The following is a 15,132-nucleotide window of genomic DNA, read 5'->3' as shown; positions in this document are numbered from 1 at the left end:
GTCAAAGATGCGCTTCGTCGTAGAGCTTTCGGCTTTCCAGCTGTTGAGTGATTTCGCGCTGTTGCTGTGCGATGTATGGCTGAAGCTCACGGGCGAGCTGCGCCGGATCCTTCACATCGCCCTGCACGGTCACCTGAATCGGCGCGCTGATATCGACCTTTTGCTCGATCTTCGGCGCCGGCGGTGTCGGCGGTACCGCCATCAGCGACACAGCCGCTGGGGTGCTCGAGGCCGGTTGTGACGCCAACGAGCGCACCACATCGCCCCCCACCGGCCCTGGCACCTTGACGGCTCCAGGCATCAACAGAGAGCCATCACCTTTAGGCGCGAAAGACGTCGCGATATCGCCTAGCACAGGCGGGATGTCTTTGCCGGCATTGACCATCATCAGCGGACCGGCATCGGGCATTTTCTTCAGCCCATCGTCGCCGCCGAAGAAGGACTTACCCAAATATCCGCCCAGAGCGTCGCCACCCAGGCTGCCCAGGTAGGCACCCAGCAACCCACCGACAACCGTGCCGATTATCGGTACCGCTGAGCCAATCGCCGCACCGGCCGCAGCGCCGGCAAGCGTGCCTGCCAAGCCCCCTGCAGCCTCGCCATAGCCTTCGGCTTTTTCATCGCGGGTCGTGGCGTTGTCATAGGTATCTTTGATCTTGTAACCAGCCTCAATGACCGCCAGGGCCGCAGGCAGCTTGGCGCCCTTGGGTAAGCCCAAACCGCGACCACCCGCCTTGCCGCCCCTCCTACGTTTGCCGCTGCCATCTACACCACCATCCAGGCCGCCCAAGCCACCTGCTGGCAGATTGGTGACGATTACCTTTTGCGGTATGTTCGGATTGCCCATCAGCGAACCACGGCCGACGTTCAGCAGGCCCTTACCGATCTTGAGCGCACTCAGCGAGGCGCCCAACGTGACTGCGCCTGCAGCAACCGCAGCAATCACCGCCGTAACTGGCTGGTACTTGTTAGCCAGGTCAGCCAGCGCATAGCCAACCTTGCCGAGGCCGTCCGCAACCTTATCGGTCAAAGGCCGCAAACCATCACCCAGGCTGATCATGGAGGCTTCCATGCCCGCCGTGGCCTCCGCCCATCTGCGGTTGGACGTTTCGCGGGCCTTGGCGGCGTCCGACTCGATCTTGGTCTTGCCGTCGGTTTTCTCGATCGTGACCATGTCGGCCTTGATCTTGTCGCCGTATTTGATCTGCGCGAGCAAACCCGCACTGGAGCTCTGATCGCTGACGATGTTGGCCAGGCCAGCGGCTTCAGTCAGGGCCACCATGGCCTGCTGTTCCTCGGCGCTGCCGTCCGCTGCCGCCTTAATCTTGGCCTTGAGGGCCTCGATCTTCTTGGCCTTCGCCGGATCCTGACGCTTGATCATTTCCTGGCTGAGCATGATGAACGCATCAACCGGGTTGGCCGCCTTGCCGCTTTTCGTCGCGGCCAGGATTGAGCCGGCCAGGTCGTAACCTTCCTTGGCAAAGCGCTCCTGGCTGGTACTGCTGATCACCGCGTTCAACAGGTTGCTCATGTTGGTCGCAGCGGCGGCAGAGTCCTGCGTTTGCGAGTATTGCGACTGCAAGCTGGCACCCAGAAAGCGCACCGCCTCCGGGCCTTCCATGCCCAGGCGCTTGATGTTACCGAGCATGGACGGCAGATACCGAGCCATGTCCTTAGGACCGAAGGCGCCGATATCTCCAGCTGCAGCGACCTGGCCCAGCATGCCGGCCATGTCCTCTTTCTTAACCCCGGCCTCCTTGAAAGAGTTGATCAAAGTGGCGATGGTTTCGGCTTCCATGCCCTGCCCATCGATCAGATCGGCAATCTGGCCGGCATAGGCACTGGCTTCTTGCCAATCAACGCCCTTTTCGATCAGACCACCCACCGCCTTGGCGAGCAGCTGACGGCTCATGCCTTTGTCGTCCGCAATGGTCGAGACCATCGCGGCCATCTTGCCTTCGTCATCTGTGCCGGCTGTGTGCGCCCACAGCGACATCTGACGGACCTGCGCTTGGTAGTCGCCGGATATCTTGGTGGGAATAGCAACCGCCGCTGACAATGCCGTTGCCTGACCGAGCGAACTCTTCAGCCCCTCTTTGCCCTGCTTAATTTGAGTGTGGCCGAGCGCCTTAAGCTCAGCCCCACGGGCCACCTGACCCAATTTCTGGTACTCGTTACGCAACTTTCCGACCTCGACGCCCTGATCCTTGAGGGTTCTGAGGTTGGTCTCCAACTTTTTCAGCAGGCCATCTGCAGAGGCAGAGCCGGTGTCATGGGCTTTTCTCCACTCATCACGCAGGCGGATGGTGTCGCCAATGGTGCTTTGAAGTACCCGGGCCTTGGTGCCCTGGTCACTGAGTTTCTTGATGCGCCCTTCAACATCCTTGAAGGCAGCGCCGACGGTCGAACTGATAGCACCGCCGATGACGACGCCAAGCGCCAGGTTGTTCGCCATGGGGTCACTCCGAAAAGGTCCAGGCGGCTCACTCCTTGAGCCACCAGATCATCGTTGAGAAAGACATAGACTCGATCTCGCTGGCCGAGAAAGACATTTCCCGGGCCAGCCGCTGAGCCAGCTTCCTCTGTATTTCCTCGTTAAACCCGGTCTTCGCGCACCAGGCGAAAATAGGCGGCCTGCAGGCGTGTGTAATCACGCACGCTCAGGTCCCCCAGATCGTTTGGGCCCGCATCCGTCAGGCTGGCGAACAGGATCATTTCGCTTTCCTCCTCATCGTGCGGGGCAGCTTTGGTCGCGGCACGAACCTCACGAACGGTAGGGGAACGCATGGTCAGCTGATCAGTTTCGATCTGATTGACCTTGACAGTTTTGGACAGTTTGATGGTTGCCGAGTCAGCGGTGATCGTCAGCCATTCAGGGATTTTTTCGATGTCTTTAGCCATGGGTATTTTCCTTACAAGCCCAGATCGCGGCGCACGCCAGCGAGTTGGTCAACGCCGTTGATGACGCGAACCGCGTTAACAGGATCAATTTCAAACATACGCACACCAGCGACTTCCAGCTTGTAGTAACTGACGCTGACCGCGTACTTGAATTCAGCGTCGCCGCCCGGCTTCCACTCACCAGGGTCCAGCTCCGAGACCATCCCGCGAATGGTGGCGACGACTGCGGTAGTTGCCCCCTTCTGTCCCTTGAACGAGCCGCGGAATACGGCGTTGAACGCGGTCTGATCAGCCAGGCCAAAGAACTTCATTGCCTCACGGCGCACACCTTTGGTGCTGAAAGACGCCTCCAGCTTTTCCATGCCCTGGTCCATATCGATGGGGGCATCCATGCCCCCGCCCTGATACTCGCCGGTTTTGATTTTCAGCTTGGGCAAGCTCAAGGTGGGCACGTCGCCGGCGAAGCTCATGCCGTCGACAAACATGTTCATCATGAACAGCGTTTGGGGAATCATGGACATTGCGAAGCCTCCTTAGGCTTTGGTTTCGATGACTTCGGTGATCCACTGATTCGTGACTTCAACGAGGAAAGTGGGGTTCTCAGCCGGCGGCACGTCCGTGAAACGGATGCGCCAATAGACTTTGCCCTGCTCCAGCTGACTGGCAGTGTTCAGCTCGTCGTCCGGGAACACTTCGAAGTTGATCACCGCGCCCTGCTTTTTCAGGTCGCGCATGAAGTTCTCCAGGCCTTCGGTCACATCGCTGACGTAGGTCTTGGTGATCGAGCGGTCAACCGCCCACTTGTGCCCGTAAAGGATCGCGTCCATGACGATGTCCTGCGTGCGCACACGCGTGACGAAGGCCCACTTTGGATCGCTGGAACAGGTGCGGTTGCCCCACAGTCGGTAGCCGTCGTCACGGATAATCGTGGTGATGTTCGCGTTGTTCAGCAGGTTGGCCCGGCACGTTGCATCGCCGTCCAAAAACTCAATCGGGCGCGTGGTACCGGTGATGCCGACAAACTCCTTGTTCGACGGCGAGGCCCAGAAGCCGTATTCGTTATCGGTCCAGGCAAACAGACCCGCCACCCAGGCGGAGGCCGTGGCATCAATGGTCTCGCTGAGAACGGTGTCCCAGGTCTGCACGCCCGGGTCGACCAGAAAAACGCGCTTACTGCCGAAGTTTTCGGCATAGGCAATGGCCGCCTCATCGGTGGTGTTAGGGCCATCAACGATGGCCAGGCCGCGCAACTTGCCGGCGAGTGCATCCATCGATGTGGCGACCGCCTGGGTCGCGCTGTGACCTGGGGCAATCAGCAAACGGGGCTGAGCATTGAAACGGCTCTTACCGTCCAGCAGCGCCTGCATGCCAGTACGCTGACCGTCCGCCAGAACGCCGCCGATGATGGCCGATGTCTGCAGGGCTGGAGTTGCCAGCTTCTCGACTCCGCACGCCACGATCACCGCCTTGGCGCGCATGTAGATCGCCTTGATGGATTTGGTGATCGCCGCGTCTTCGCCCCAGGCCGCCACCGCCTCGCTTTCGCGGGTGATCAGCAGCACCTGGTTAGGCTTGGCCGTCACCTTCGGCCCCGGTGTGAAGGTGTCGCACAGACCGATGATCGAGGACGACGGCAGCGAGATAGTACGGGCGCCGGTGTCCACGTTGGTGACGGTCACACCGTGAAAGAAACTCATAGGGCAATCTCCAGAAACGAAAAAGCCCCGCATAAGCGAGGCTGTGGGATGTTCGTGTTATGGGTAACGGAAAAGAAAACGCCGTCAGTGCGAGGCGTTATTGGGTCTGTTCGGCGATCCAGGCCGGCGCTACGGGGCGATATTCGCTAGCAGGGAAGGCCGGCGATTGTGGCCAATCGCGCAGCGCCTGCATGTGCACCAGTAGCTCGGCGAACTGATCATCCGATAGCGTGGTACTGCCACCAATTTCTTGCTGGTCACGGTGCCGCTCGCGCAACCACATGGCCGATTGCAACTGAGCATCCCGCCACTCTCGTTCTTTCGCCGAAACATCGACAGGCGTCTCCACGGGCTCCGAAAGCACAGGCACACCTTTATCGTTCAACGTGATCACCTTCCCCAATGACTCACCCAGCATCAATGCTTGGTGATGCTCAAGAGAAATTGGCACCACGTCCGCCGGCATCTGCTCTTTTCGGTAGATCACCGCACTGAAAAAACCAGGCGTGGACGGACTGTAATAAATATCCATTCTATTCCTACCGATTAATAGCCAATGGCAAACCAGCGAATTTCGCCAGCTGAACTTGTGTAGTTGTTTTGTACGCGAATAACGGATTTCGAAATGATCGATGATCCAGGGCTATAGGCACTGGTCGACGTCATATTGTCGAAAGCGTTGGTTGCCCATACGGACAGGGCGGCAGTCGGAAATGCAACTGGTAGGGTCACATCACGCGTAGGGCCAAGGCCACTCCCGGCTCTACCCACATCAGAAGCCTGCCCCCATTGGAAGATGAAACCACCCAGCCATGTGGGAAAAACAATGGCCCCGTTAACCCCCTTAATGAACTGGAACCCAAAACGCATCTTCTTTGGCGTCACGATCGTGGTGTCATCAGCGCCCGCATCCGTCTGAATCTGGGTCGCGACCTTTGCCGTTCCCTGATTGATTTCCGTCGCGTGCGCCGCCAAAGGCACCAGCGCCGCAACGTCGATGTTTCCCTGATTGATAGGCGCATTCCAGGCTTTGATACACCACATCACCGCTAAATTTCGACCGCGCGTTTCTGTCGAAGTACGAACCGTGCGCGAAGCATCGAAATTCAGAGTTGCCGCCATTTGAGTGTTGATAGCATCGCTAACACCAGAAGACGTCCTGTACGTGACCCCAAATGCACCAGTTGCAGCGAGAGTACCTTCACCAAGAAACTGGTAACCGCCACTCGGGTCTGCCGCAACGTTGCCGACAATGTTCTGCACGGTATCGAGCTGCGCGCTACCGATTGCCCGACCGACATCTACCCCCCGCCCATGGTCCCAACCCCGCAGGAACTCACCACGCGACTCGGGCAGTCGAAAGTTTCCGCCGCCCTCATCGCCCTTGTTGAACGTACCACCCAAGAACGTCGCAAGGTCTGGATAAGCCGACTCACTCTTGACGCTACCATCCAGCTCCAGAAAGCCCGGCGCGACCTTGTCCACGGGAAACCCGATCATCGAGCCGACGGGAAGCGCCGAAGCCTGGGCGATCATGGCCGTGATTTGGTCCTTGGTATACGTGTCTGTGATGCCATACCCGGCCAACGTGGTCGGGTTAGATCCAGACACGAAGACTCCACGATCATTGACCGTGACCTTTGTGTAGGTGCCAGCTGGCTTGTTTGCCGGCAGAAGGCCGTTCACCGACTCATCGACATACTGCCGGGTTGCCAGGACCACCGATGGATCGATTTTCAACTGAATGTTCGAGGTGCCACTGGTGATGATGTGCATCCGCACGACCTGGTTACGCCCCGACCCTTGAGAGAGCAACGGCTTATAGCTCGGCGGCACATTAGCCACCGCGCTAAACACACCGTCCTTGTCCTCCAGGGCGAGCTCGCGGATATGCCAGCCGCCCACGTCGGGCGGTAACACCACCTCAGCAATCAGCACATTGGCGTCAGTGGGAGAAACCCGAAGCTGATTGAGCTGCGCCCGGTAGACCTGATTGATCAGCTTCGTTTGCGTCGGGCTGGGCACGGGATCGGCGCCGTTGGCGTCACCGATCAACATGTAGCGCGGCTCCCACGGAACGCCAAGCGCATCGCAGTTGGTTTTCTTGGCGGCCCCCAGCGTGGTGATCATGCCGCCGAAAATAGAGTTTTTATCAACCATGTGGGTACACATCCAGTTCGTCTAGGGTGTATTCGCTAACGCCCGTATAGCCCTGAATCACTACGTCGATATCGGGGTTAGTCCAGGGGTAAACGTCGATCTCGTCGCCGTCATAAACAGCGAAGCCGGTATAGGCGTCCAAGCGCGTTTCAAGCGTGATGTCGAGCCCGGTCATATGCCGGCTCACGGGCTTGGCGTCGTCAATCAGGCGCTCGAGCTCGCTGAACATTTCTTCAGTGATGCCGGTATCGAGTACGCCAACCCTAAGGGCGAACGTCGCCGGCGGGCCTTCGGGCACCGTCTGCCACCACTCGATCACCTCCAGCAGGTAGCCAAGCGGCTCCACCACACGGCGCAGTGCGCCAATGGTTCCTTTGCGGGAGTGGATGTAAAACGAAGCCCGTATGGCATTGCGCTTGGCTGCCTCCGTCCAGCGGTCGTCCCAGCGATCAACAGACCAGGCCCACGCAAGGTGAGGCAGCAAATGAACGGGGCACGTCGTAGGGTTGTAGAGAGAGCGCAGCGGGATCACGGTTCGATCCGCGCTCGCCGCCTCAATCGCCCGTTCCAGCTGAGTGCTATTGATCGGCAGTAGGCTCTTCATGTCACTCCCCCAGCTTGACGCTGTAGCCCGTGCAGAACGCCGCCTGTGCCTGCGTGGGAGCAAGATCCTGCCAGTCGATCAACTCAACGCGTGAAACCCCTGGAACGTGCAGTTGCGCGTCTACAGCGGAACGCGCCACCTCGACGCCAAGGCGTTTGCGCGGGTTGACCCACGCAGCGAGGCGCCTTTCCGCTTCGGCCAGAGCGACAGCGCTTTCAGGGCCTGGGCCTTTCATGTGCAGCACCGCGTCAATGCGATACGGCAGCACCTGGGCGCTTTGCACCGTCAACCGGTCGCCCAACGGCCGAACGTTTTCGTCATTGAGCGCACGGGCTACCACGGCCAATAACTCAGGGCCTACCGCTCCATCCCCCTCCAACCCCAGCACCGTTACCGTAACGCACGCCGGCGACGGGCTTTCCGCCGACGCATCCGCCACCAGGGCAGACGCATTGCGCGCATGCAGCTTGTAGCTGTTGCGCGGCCCCGCCGTGGTCAGGCCCTCATAGGCCAACTGGATCCGTTCGCGGTAGGCATCGTTGCCTTCTGTGATCTTCTCCACCGGCGGCACTGCGCGCAGGTCTTCCGCCTGGATCACCAGGCGCGGCGTGTTGACGTTCGCACCCAATTGATCGAGGTCACTACCAATCGCATGCGCGAGCAGCAACGCCTTGGCGGCATCGTTGACCCGGGCGCGATCGCCAATGCCCACATAGGCACTGACCTCCAACAGCTTGACCACTGGATCGCTCTCGAGCGGCGCACTCCAGTTGTCGCCCATGAATCCCCGAAAGACACTGAGCCTTTCTGCATAAGCATCTTCAAAGTCCAGGGGCTCAAGCACGTCCGGCGCCGGCAATTCCGACAAGTCAACGATACTCATACACTTACCTCTAGCAGTACGTTTTCGCCCTCGTAACTACCGGTGACTTGGATTTTGATCAGTCCGCCCACGACAGAGACGGCCTGTACGCGCTCCAGCTCCAGGCGAGGCTCCCAGCGGTCTAGCGCCCTGCTCGCCTCAGCCTGAACCGCTCCCTTCCAGCCTTCGTTTACTGGCAGATCCACGTAACGGCGCAACTTACTGCCGTACAACGGCCGCTCCCGACGGCTTCCCAGCGGGGTGCTTAGAATGTCCCCGATGCATTGCCGCAAATGAGCAATACCCGAAATGGGCTGGCCGGTGTGGCGGTCCATTCCGATCATTTAGTTCACTCCTGCAGCAGTTCGAATTCCTCATGGGCCTTGAGGTACTCCAGCGCCTCGGCGTCCGTTGCCTGTACCGACACCTGCGCCTTGAGAACTGCCAGAGTGCGGCCGCTGTCGGGCAGGATCAGGGTGCGAGAGGTATAGAGCTTGTCGCGGAACGTTGAGCCAGACCCAGCGCTGGCAACAGGTGTTTCAGAAGTCTTGGCCATGGTTTCCCCCGGGCACAAAAAAGCCCGCACGCGGCGGGCCTGTGAAATTGAACGACTAGTGTTTGTGGTTAGCGCTGTTGCCGCCGGCGTCGATGATCTTGCCGGCACTGGTGATGTCCTTCACCGCATGCAAGGCGCCCTGGACCGCTACGTTTTTCGTGACGGACAAAGAACCTTCAATGGCAACGTCTGCAATCAACTTGACGTTGGCCGTCGTGACCGTCACCGCGTTATCCGTAACAAGCGCCTCAGTCGCCCCTACCTTGATGCGAACGGTACCCGTGGGCAACGTGATCGAGTAGCTGTTGGCCTTCCAGTCGTAGACCAGAGAACCACCATCATCAAATCGCCAGACCTCGACGTGATCCCGGTTATCCGGTGGAGCACCGGCGCCGCCATATAGCCCAGGTACAAACGTACCCATTCCGGCTTGGCCGCTGGGGTTGAACAGGATCCCCTGCTCGCCCAGGCTCGGCGCACGCCAGTGTCGAGCCTTCCCTGCCGCCTGGCTGTGCCAGCGCACCCAGGCACTCACCCACTCACCCGACTTGACCCGCACGGCCGGGGCCATCAAATCCACCCCGACCACCACACACGGCATCAACATGGCCGCGATCATCCGGTCATGCTCGCCCGTCTGATAACTCATGGCGCGCCCCCTGGAATGTCAATGGCCGGGTACGCTTCAAGGTTCAGTCTAAGCATGCTGGGCTTCTCTTCAGGGAAAGGCCAAACCTCAACCCCCAAATAGACTTGGTGAGTCCACTCGACTACCCACACAACATAGCCATCCAGCTCAGGCTTGGTCCAATCCTGAGTGGCTCGCTCAAATTGCGCGACGTTGATCTCCAGGCCCCAGCTTTGCTGTCGGAGCAGCACCGCCAACTGCGACACCAGGTGTACAGCTTGCTCATGGTGATTGGCTTGTATCGGGTCAACAATGATCCGGGCCTCAAACTTGCAGACCAGGCTGGATTCGCCAGTACCGATATCGATACCCGGTTCAAACTCAGCCATTTCGAGAAAAACAGACGGCAGTGGAATGCCTTGGTTTTCCTGTATATCCGGCCAAAACACAACCGCCTTGATGCCCGACAGATGCTCCGTCAGGTGTTGCTCGATAGCCTGGTACAGCTGACTCAGGCTGAACGGCTCATCGGACATTGGCGCTCCCCTTCAGATACTTCTGCAGTTCGTAGTTGAGCTCTTGCTCAAGGACAACCAGCAGCTGTTCATCGGCGCGTTTGATCCACGCCTCAAAGTGCGGCCGGGCTTGCTCCAGCGATACCTTGGCTTTCGCCAGAGGAAAGCGGTTGTCGTTTTCCTCAACGAAACCACTTCGCCGACGGCCCTGAGTCGCCTCAGGGTAATCATCGCTGTTGAAGTGCTTGCTCGCAGTACGGATCCAGATATCGGCGCTACCGCCGTACACCTGCTTGTAAAATGCACCCTGATACCGACGCCCCGCCACCGACACACCCCGGCCGGTCTGACGCACCCGACCGATGCGGCTGGCCTCAATCGCGTTGAGGCCGAACCACAGCTTGCCGCGCATCGCACCGCCGCTGGTGGGGTAAGCCCGCAAACGTTGCCGGACGGCGCCAATGGCGATGCGCTCTTGCTTACCCACTGCCCTGGCGATGTGGGTACGCAGCCACCCAAGGGTTTTGTTGATCGCTCGCCGCTGTGCAGCAGCTGCTGCCTTTGGCACCAGCCGCCCGAAGTCCTGAAAGCGCTTCAGGTCTGCCAGTGACGGCTGAATGTTGATCAACCCACCGTCGCGTTTTTGCTGGGCGTAGCTGCCGACACTCATGGACGCTTCCTCAAGATCAGGGCCACCAGGCCGTCACCACCAGGCTCCAGCTGCAGCAGGTCATATTCCCCGCCGCCGTCCAGGACCGGCAGATCGACAGTGACGCGCAGGCCTTTGATCAGGCCGTCCGAATCACGTACGCGGATCTCAAAGCGCGGCTCTCGGATGGCCGTTTGGGTCTTGCCAAACTGCGGCGACTTCCATGGCGCCATGAACATGCCCAGCACCGGCTCGGTGCGACCTTCGATCTGGGCGGAATCGCCCAGGGTTTCGAAGACCACGTCGTCGATGTCCTCGATCAGATCGCGAAACGCCACGATCAGAGTTCCAGCAGGATCTGCGCCAGGGGACGCGTGCACAGGTGCAGCGGGTTGGACTGGGCTTCACCTGCTACACCCTTGTTGAAGGGCAGCGGCTCGATCTTGCTGTAGTACGGGATGCCTTGGGTGTTGACCGTTTCCATGTAGTCAGCCGGTGCGAAGGACGAAATGTACAGATCAGGAACACCTTCGGGAATCAGCAGAGCCTTATCGTCATGGACGAACGAAATGCCGGCCACCTTGCCGCGATAGCGCTCCCAGACGATCCCGCCGAACTCGAAGCTTTCACGGGCATCGCCGCGCAATGCCGCAGCCTGCTGGGTATTGAGGTAGGTTTCCTCCACCGACTTGTGGGTGATCAGTTCGTTCCAGAACGTTTTCCCGCAAAGAGCACGGGACCCCGTGCTGGTGATGCTTCCAAGCGCATCCTCCTGCATATCAAGCGCTTCACCGCATTTAACTCGAACCTTCGTGTCGGGATTATTCAGTTCCATTCGTAGCTTTTTGCGGGATACACCGAAGGTTTTGTAGATATCCAACAACACCGTCTTGCCATCGGCATCCAACACTTGGCCGTTCAAGGCTCCCATACGCTGGAATTCGTGAGTGGCATCCAGTTGACGGCGAGCCTTTGCCAGACGCTTGTTGACCACATCCTGTACAGACTGCAACTCGGTACGCGAGCCAAAAGCGCGAATGCCCTGGATCTCATCAGCCTTGATGGTGAATCGTTCCGGCAGGTGCACGGTGTTGAAAGGGATCAAATGACGCTTGGTCGCGCCGACCACCAGGCCAGAGGTACCGCGTTCACCCGCTGGCACCAGGGCCAGGGTGTCACCGTCCTTCTCGATCTGAACGGTGATCGTGCTGATGCCCTCTTCGCGAAACAGACCCAGGCTGCTGATGCGGCCCGGCAAGTATTCCTGATCATTGATTGCAGCGGTCAGGGAGGAAACGCTGAACGCGTCATCTTCAAAAATGGCGATATCGGCCATGGGTACTCTCCAGAAACGAAAAATCCCGCACTTGGCGGGATGAAAAAACAGGGTGATCGTCTTAACGGACGATGATGTGATTAACGCCCAGGGCCTTCTCGGCGGCGGGATCGAGGCCGGTCAAGTGCGCTTCGCTGACTTCGGCGAGCCGCACAATGGCACGACCCCGCCTTACCACATCCGATTCGCCCAACGGCCCGTAGAGGATCGCGATGGCATTTTCAGTGCCATCCTCTGCAGTAGGCTTATACGGCGCAAATTCGCTGGTTGAGGTGATCAGGCCCAGGATCTGGCCTGGTTCGAGCGCGGCGCCGGCGGCGACATTGATCGCTTCGCGGGAAATGTTGCCAGCACCCTCGGACAGCAGGAACTCGCCTGCGTGCATCGATTCAATTTTCATGCTCTTGCTCCTTTCGAGTTTCCGTTCTGAGCCGCCTGACGGGAGCTCCAGATTGCGTGGGTGTCGACCTGCTTGGCCTTGACCGTGGGTTCAGGGTCATTGTCCAGCGGCAGGCTGTTGTTGATTTCAAAGCCGCCGCCACTGCCCACCAGCTTGTCGAACAGTCGCGCCCTGACTGCAGCTTCGTCCAGGCCAGCCGTGATGAATTCACCGGTCAGCTCGGGCAGTCGTGCGGCAACGCACAAATCGTGCAGGGCTTTTGCATTGGTCAGTGCCGCCTGGATTACCGCTTCGCTTTCGAGCTTGGTGGCGGCCAGCAGTGGCTCCACCAGGTTGCTGATGCCCGTCGCCGCACAGCCTTGCGTGACCATCAGCGCCAGTTTTGCCGCGTCCACCACGGGAGCCGGCGCCGGTGGATCGTTTGGCTCTGGCAATTCCACCTCTGGCTCTTCATCGAGCTGGGCGAGCAGTTCCGGCGGAGCATGCTGAAACCGCTGCAGCACACTGCCCTGGCCGAGGCAGGCACTGACCTTGAGGCCATCCCCCACTTCATCGGCCAGGCCAAGTGCCACCGCCTCGTTGGCCGTGAGCCAGGTTTCAGCGTTAACCATGCGCCGAAGCTCGGCCTCGTCGATGTCCGGCGCCTTGGCCTTGTAGGCCGCGATGATCGCTTCCAGCGTTTGGTCCAGTACATCTGCAACGCGACGGAAATCTTCCGCATCGCCACCGGTGAAGGTGTAGGGGTTGTGAATCATCAACATCGCGTTGGCAGCGATCACCACCCGGTGAGCGCCACAGACCGCGACACTGGCCGCGCTGGCCGCCAGGGCATCAATACGACCGGTGCAACGCTCGCCCAAGCGCGACAGCGCGTTGTGGATCGCCAGACCGTCAAACAGGTCACCGCCGATACTGTTGAACGCAACAATCACCGGTGACTCGCCGTCATCCATGGCGCGCAGATCCTGCACGAACTGATTGGCGGTGACGCCCCAAGCGCCGATCTCGCCATAAACGAAGATCTCGATATTGCGCTGCTCGGCTTCGCCGCTGGCCTGGAGCGTGTACCAGCTTTTGTCCGCGACGCTTACCTGCTTACCAGCTTTGTCGTAAACGCGAGGTTTCGCTTTTTTGCTCATGGTTGTTCCTTGTCATCAATCGTCTCGATGGCTTCAAGAGTCGTGTAGTTGAGGCCGAGGCCCGCGGCTCTAGCGAGATCGGCGGCGTTTTCTGCGTCGACCGTTTCCGCGTCGTAGCCGGTTCGAAGCACCATCTCGCTGCGCGACGAAAAGCCCGCCTGCACCTCCATGCGTCGCGCCTGTACGTCCTGTACCGGCTGGATGTAGGCCCAGCCTTGCGGTACCCAACGGGTGCGCAGGTATTCGCGACGGCGTTGCGCGTAGTCCTCAAGCACCAGGGCGCCGGACAACACCGCCATGTCCATCCAGGCCGCCCGCACCGGGCGGCAAAGTTGGTGCACATACACACCGAACTGCAGTTGCTCAAGGCGCCGCCGGAACTCGTTGAGTACCACCCGCAACGCACGATCATTGACCTCGCGCATGTCGCCGGTGAGGATCTCGTAGGGCGTGCCCGAACCCGCCGCCGCAGCCATCAACTGCTGCCGCATGAAGTCCGGGTAGTTGTTGCCAGCGTCCGGTGGCTTGGAGAACTCCACCTCTTCACCGGGCCCCAGCTCCTGCATGGTGCCGGGTTCCAGGGCGACCATCGGCGTGAAGCCGTCGCGATCAAGGACCAGTGGCATACCTGTAGTGGGATCGCGAGGCTGCTGCATAGCCTCCGGTGCCGGGCGCTTGATAAAGCCTGCAAATAGGTTCGCCACTTCCTGCCGGAACAGCACCGCGTCGTCGTAGTTGTCCAGGCTGCGCAAGCGCTTCAATACAGGCGCCAAGCGCGGCACACCACGCAGTTGCCCTGGCTCCATTGGTTCAAAGATGTGCAGCACCTGTGTTGCCGGTACGCGCACCAACTGGTTGTAGCCAGCGGTCAACGACGACGAGTCGCGGGGATGCGATAGGTACATGTAGTACGCCACACGCTTGCCCGCCGGATTGAACTCGATACCGGCGCGGATCACGTTGCCGTTTTTGGCCATCTCGAATTTATCGTGAGGGACAAATTCAGGGGCCAGCGCCTGCAGTTGCAGCGGCACTGCCAAACCTTCGCTCGGGCTGCGGGGTCGCAATCGCACAAAGCACTCACCAGCCGTCTCCACGGTGCGCGCCACCAGGGCCTGCATGCCGTAGAAGTCAGTCAGCTCATCGGCATCCGCTTCATCCACCCAGTCGTCCCACAGCTGCTGCTTGAGCTTGCGCAGCTCGGCGTCGTCCGTGGTTGGCCTGGGCGTGATGCCGGTGCCGATCAGGTTGCTGACACGCTTGTCGATGACGTTGAACGCGTACGGATCATTGCGTACCGCCGCCCGCGAGCGAGCCCGTAGGTTGCGCAAGGCCGGGGTGTTGATGCTGTTGATGCCGTTGTCGGTGGCCTCCCAACTGGCCGAACGTCGGCCCTCACCGGCGCCTTCGTAACTGGCCTTGATGTTCGACGGCAGCAAGAATCCGTTACGGGTCAGCGTCGGATAATGTCGGGCCATTAGATTCCCTTTCCTCCGTGGGTAAGCCGGATCACGCGAGAACGCGGCCCGGCGGCTTGACTCAGCGACGTGCGGATCTCGTCGCGGGCCTTGAGCAGTTCGTCGATGGAGCGGTACTCCACCGTGCGGTCGCTGTAGCGCACGGTCTTTTCACCGCGTGCAATGGCGCGCTCGATGACTTCGAGGTGCTTCTGGGTAAACGACATA

General features: G+C 59.9%; 19 protein-coding genes. All 19 read right to left on the bottom strand.

Going from position 1 to position 15,132, the window contains the following annotated elements:
- Position 1: 1 nt before the first annotated feature.
- Positions 2-2,455 carry a phage tail tape measure protein gene (locus QCBJ_RS23380; protein ID WP_102061708.1) on the bottom strand — a complete coding sequence of 818 codons (2,454 nt, stop codon included), beginning with the start codon at positions 2,453-2,455 and terminating at the stop codon, positions 2-4.
- 140 nt (positions 2,456-2,595) lie between these two features.
- The gene (locus tag QCBJ_RS23375) at positions 2,596-2,901 is read right to left on the bottom strand and encodes a phage tail assembly protein (RefSeq protein ID WP_102061707.1); all 306 of its coding nucleotides are present in this window, start codon (positions 2,899-2,901) and stop codon (positions 2,596-2,598) included.
- Positions 2,902-2,912: 11 nt separating this feature from the next.
- Positions 2,913-3,416, bottom strand: coding sequence for a phage major tail tube protein (locus QCBJ_RS23370; protein ID WP_102061832.1), 504 nt, complete (start codon positions 3,414-3,416; stop codon positions 2,913-2,915).
- A gap of 18 nt (positions 3,417-3,434) precedes the next feature.
- Positions 3,435-4,598, bottom strand: a complete 1,164-nt coding sequence (locus tag QCBJ_RS23365) for a phage tail sheath family protein (protein WP_102061706.1) — start codon at positions 4,596-4,598, stop codon at positions 3,435-3,437.
- Positions 4,599-4,695: 97 nt separating this feature from the next.
- Entirely contained in the window at positions 4,696-5,130 is a 435-nt protein-coding gene (locus QCBJ_RS30140) for a phage tail assembly chaperone (protein WP_256581556.1), read from the bottom strand.
- A 14-nt stretch (positions 5,131-5,144) separates the two neighbouring features.
- Positions 5,145-6,758 (bottom strand): phage tail protein, encoded by a 1,614-nt coding sequence (locus tag QCBJ_RS23355; RefSeq protein ID WP_102061705.1) that lies wholly within the window; start codon positions 6,756-6,758, stop codon positions 5,145-5,147.
- Positions 6,751-7,362: a phage tail protein I gene (locus QCBJ_RS23350; RefSeq protein ID WP_102061704.1), complete on the bottom strand. Its 612-nt coding sequence runs from the start codon at positions 7,360-7,362 to the stop codon at positions 6,751-6,753. Before QCBJ_RS23350 ends, QCBJ_RS23355 begins: the two co-directional genes overlap by 8 nt.
- Before the next feature lies 1 nt (position 7,363).
- On the bottom strand, positions 7,364-8,245 hold the full coding sequence (locus QCBJ_RS23345; protein ID WP_102061703.1) for a baseplate J/gp47 family protein: 882 nt from the start codon (positions 8,243-8,245) through the stop codon (positions 7,364-7,366).
- Positions 8,242-8,568, bottom strand: coding sequence for a GPW/gp25 family protein (locus tag QCBJ_RS23340; protein WP_102061702.1), 327 nt, complete (start codon positions 8,566-8,568; stop codon positions 8,242-8,244). Before QCBJ_RS23340 ends, QCBJ_RS23345 begins: the two co-directional genes overlap by 4 nt.
- 5 nt (positions 8,569-8,573) lie before the next feature.
- Positions 8,574-8,780 carry a hypothetical protein gene (locus tag QCBJ_RS23335; RefSeq protein WP_102061830.1) on the bottom strand — a complete coding sequence of 69 codons (207 nt, stop codon included), beginning with the start codon at positions 8,778-8,780 and terminating at the stop codon, positions 8,574-8,576.
- 55 nt (positions 8,781-8,835) lie between these two features.
- The gene (locus tag QCBJ_RS23330; RefSeq protein ID WP_102061701.1) at positions 8,836-9,429 is read right to left on the bottom strand and encodes a phage baseplate assembly protein V; all 594 of its coding nucleotides are present in this window, start codon (positions 9,427-9,429) and stop codon (positions 8,836-8,838) included.
- Positions 9,426-9,944 (bottom strand): hypothetical protein, encoded by a 519-nt coding sequence (locus tag QCBJ_RS23325; RefSeq protein WP_102061700.1) that lies wholly within the window; start codon positions 9,942-9,944, stop codon positions 9,426-9,428. The genes QCBJ_RS23330 and QCBJ_RS23325 overlap by 4 nt, the downstream gene beginning before the upstream one ends.
- Positions 9,934-10,593, bottom strand: a complete 660-nt coding sequence (locus tag QCBJ_RS23320) for a hypothetical protein (protein WP_102061699.1) — start codon at positions 10,591-10,593, stop codon at positions 9,934-9,936. The genes QCBJ_RS23325 and QCBJ_RS23320 overlap by 11 nt, the downstream gene beginning before the upstream one ends.
- Entirely contained in the window at positions 10,590-10,910 is a 321-nt protein-coding gene (locus tag QCBJ_RS23315) for a hypothetical protein (protein ID WP_102061698.1), read from the bottom strand. The genes QCBJ_RS23320 and QCBJ_RS23315 overlap by 4 nt, the downstream gene beginning before the upstream one ends.
- Positions 10,911-10,912: 2 nt before the next feature.
- Positions 10,913-11,908 carry a major capsid protein gene (locus QCBJ_RS23310; protein WP_102061697.1) on the bottom strand — a complete coding sequence of 332 codons (996 nt, stop codon included), beginning with the start codon at positions 11,906-11,908 and terminating at the stop codon, positions 10,913-10,915.
- Between the two features lie 61 nt (positions 11,909-11,969).
- Complete coding sequence (locus QCBJ_RS23305; protein WP_102061696.1) at positions 11,970-12,308, bottom strand: head decoration protein; 339 nt, start codon at positions 12,306-12,308, stop codon at positions 11,970-11,972.
- Complete coding sequence (locus QCBJ_RS23300) at positions 12,305-13,447, bottom strand: head maturation protease, ClpP-related (RefSeq protein WP_102061695.1); 1,143 nt, start codon at positions 13,445-13,447, stop codon at positions 12,305-12,307. Before QCBJ_RS23300 ends, QCBJ_RS23305 begins: the two co-directional genes overlap by 4 nt.
- Complete coding sequence (locus QCBJ_RS23295) at positions 13,444-14,925, bottom strand: phage portal protein (protein WP_102061694.1); 1,482 nt, start codon at positions 14,923-14,925, stop codon at positions 13,444-13,446. The genes QCBJ_RS23300 and QCBJ_RS23295 overlap by 4 nt, the downstream gene beginning before the upstream one ends.
- On the bottom strand, positions 14,925-15,131 hold the full coding sequence (locus tag QCBJ_RS23290; RefSeq protein WP_102061693.1) for a phage head-tail joining protein: 207 nt from the start codon (positions 15,129-15,131) through the stop codon (positions 14,925-14,927). The genes QCBJ_RS23295 and QCBJ_RS23290 overlap by 1 nt, the downstream gene beginning before the upstream one ends.
- Between the last annotated feature and the right edge of the window lies 1 nt (position 15,132).

The organism is Pseudomonas sp. QC2 (assembly GCF_002859085.1).
Lineage (GTDB): Bacteria > Pseudomonadota > Gammaproteobacteria > Pseudomonadales > Pseudomonadaceae > Aquipseudomonas > Aquipseudomonas petroselini.
Note: the sequence above shows the minus strand (reverse complement) of the source record. Positions and strands in the feature narration are given on the sequence as shown.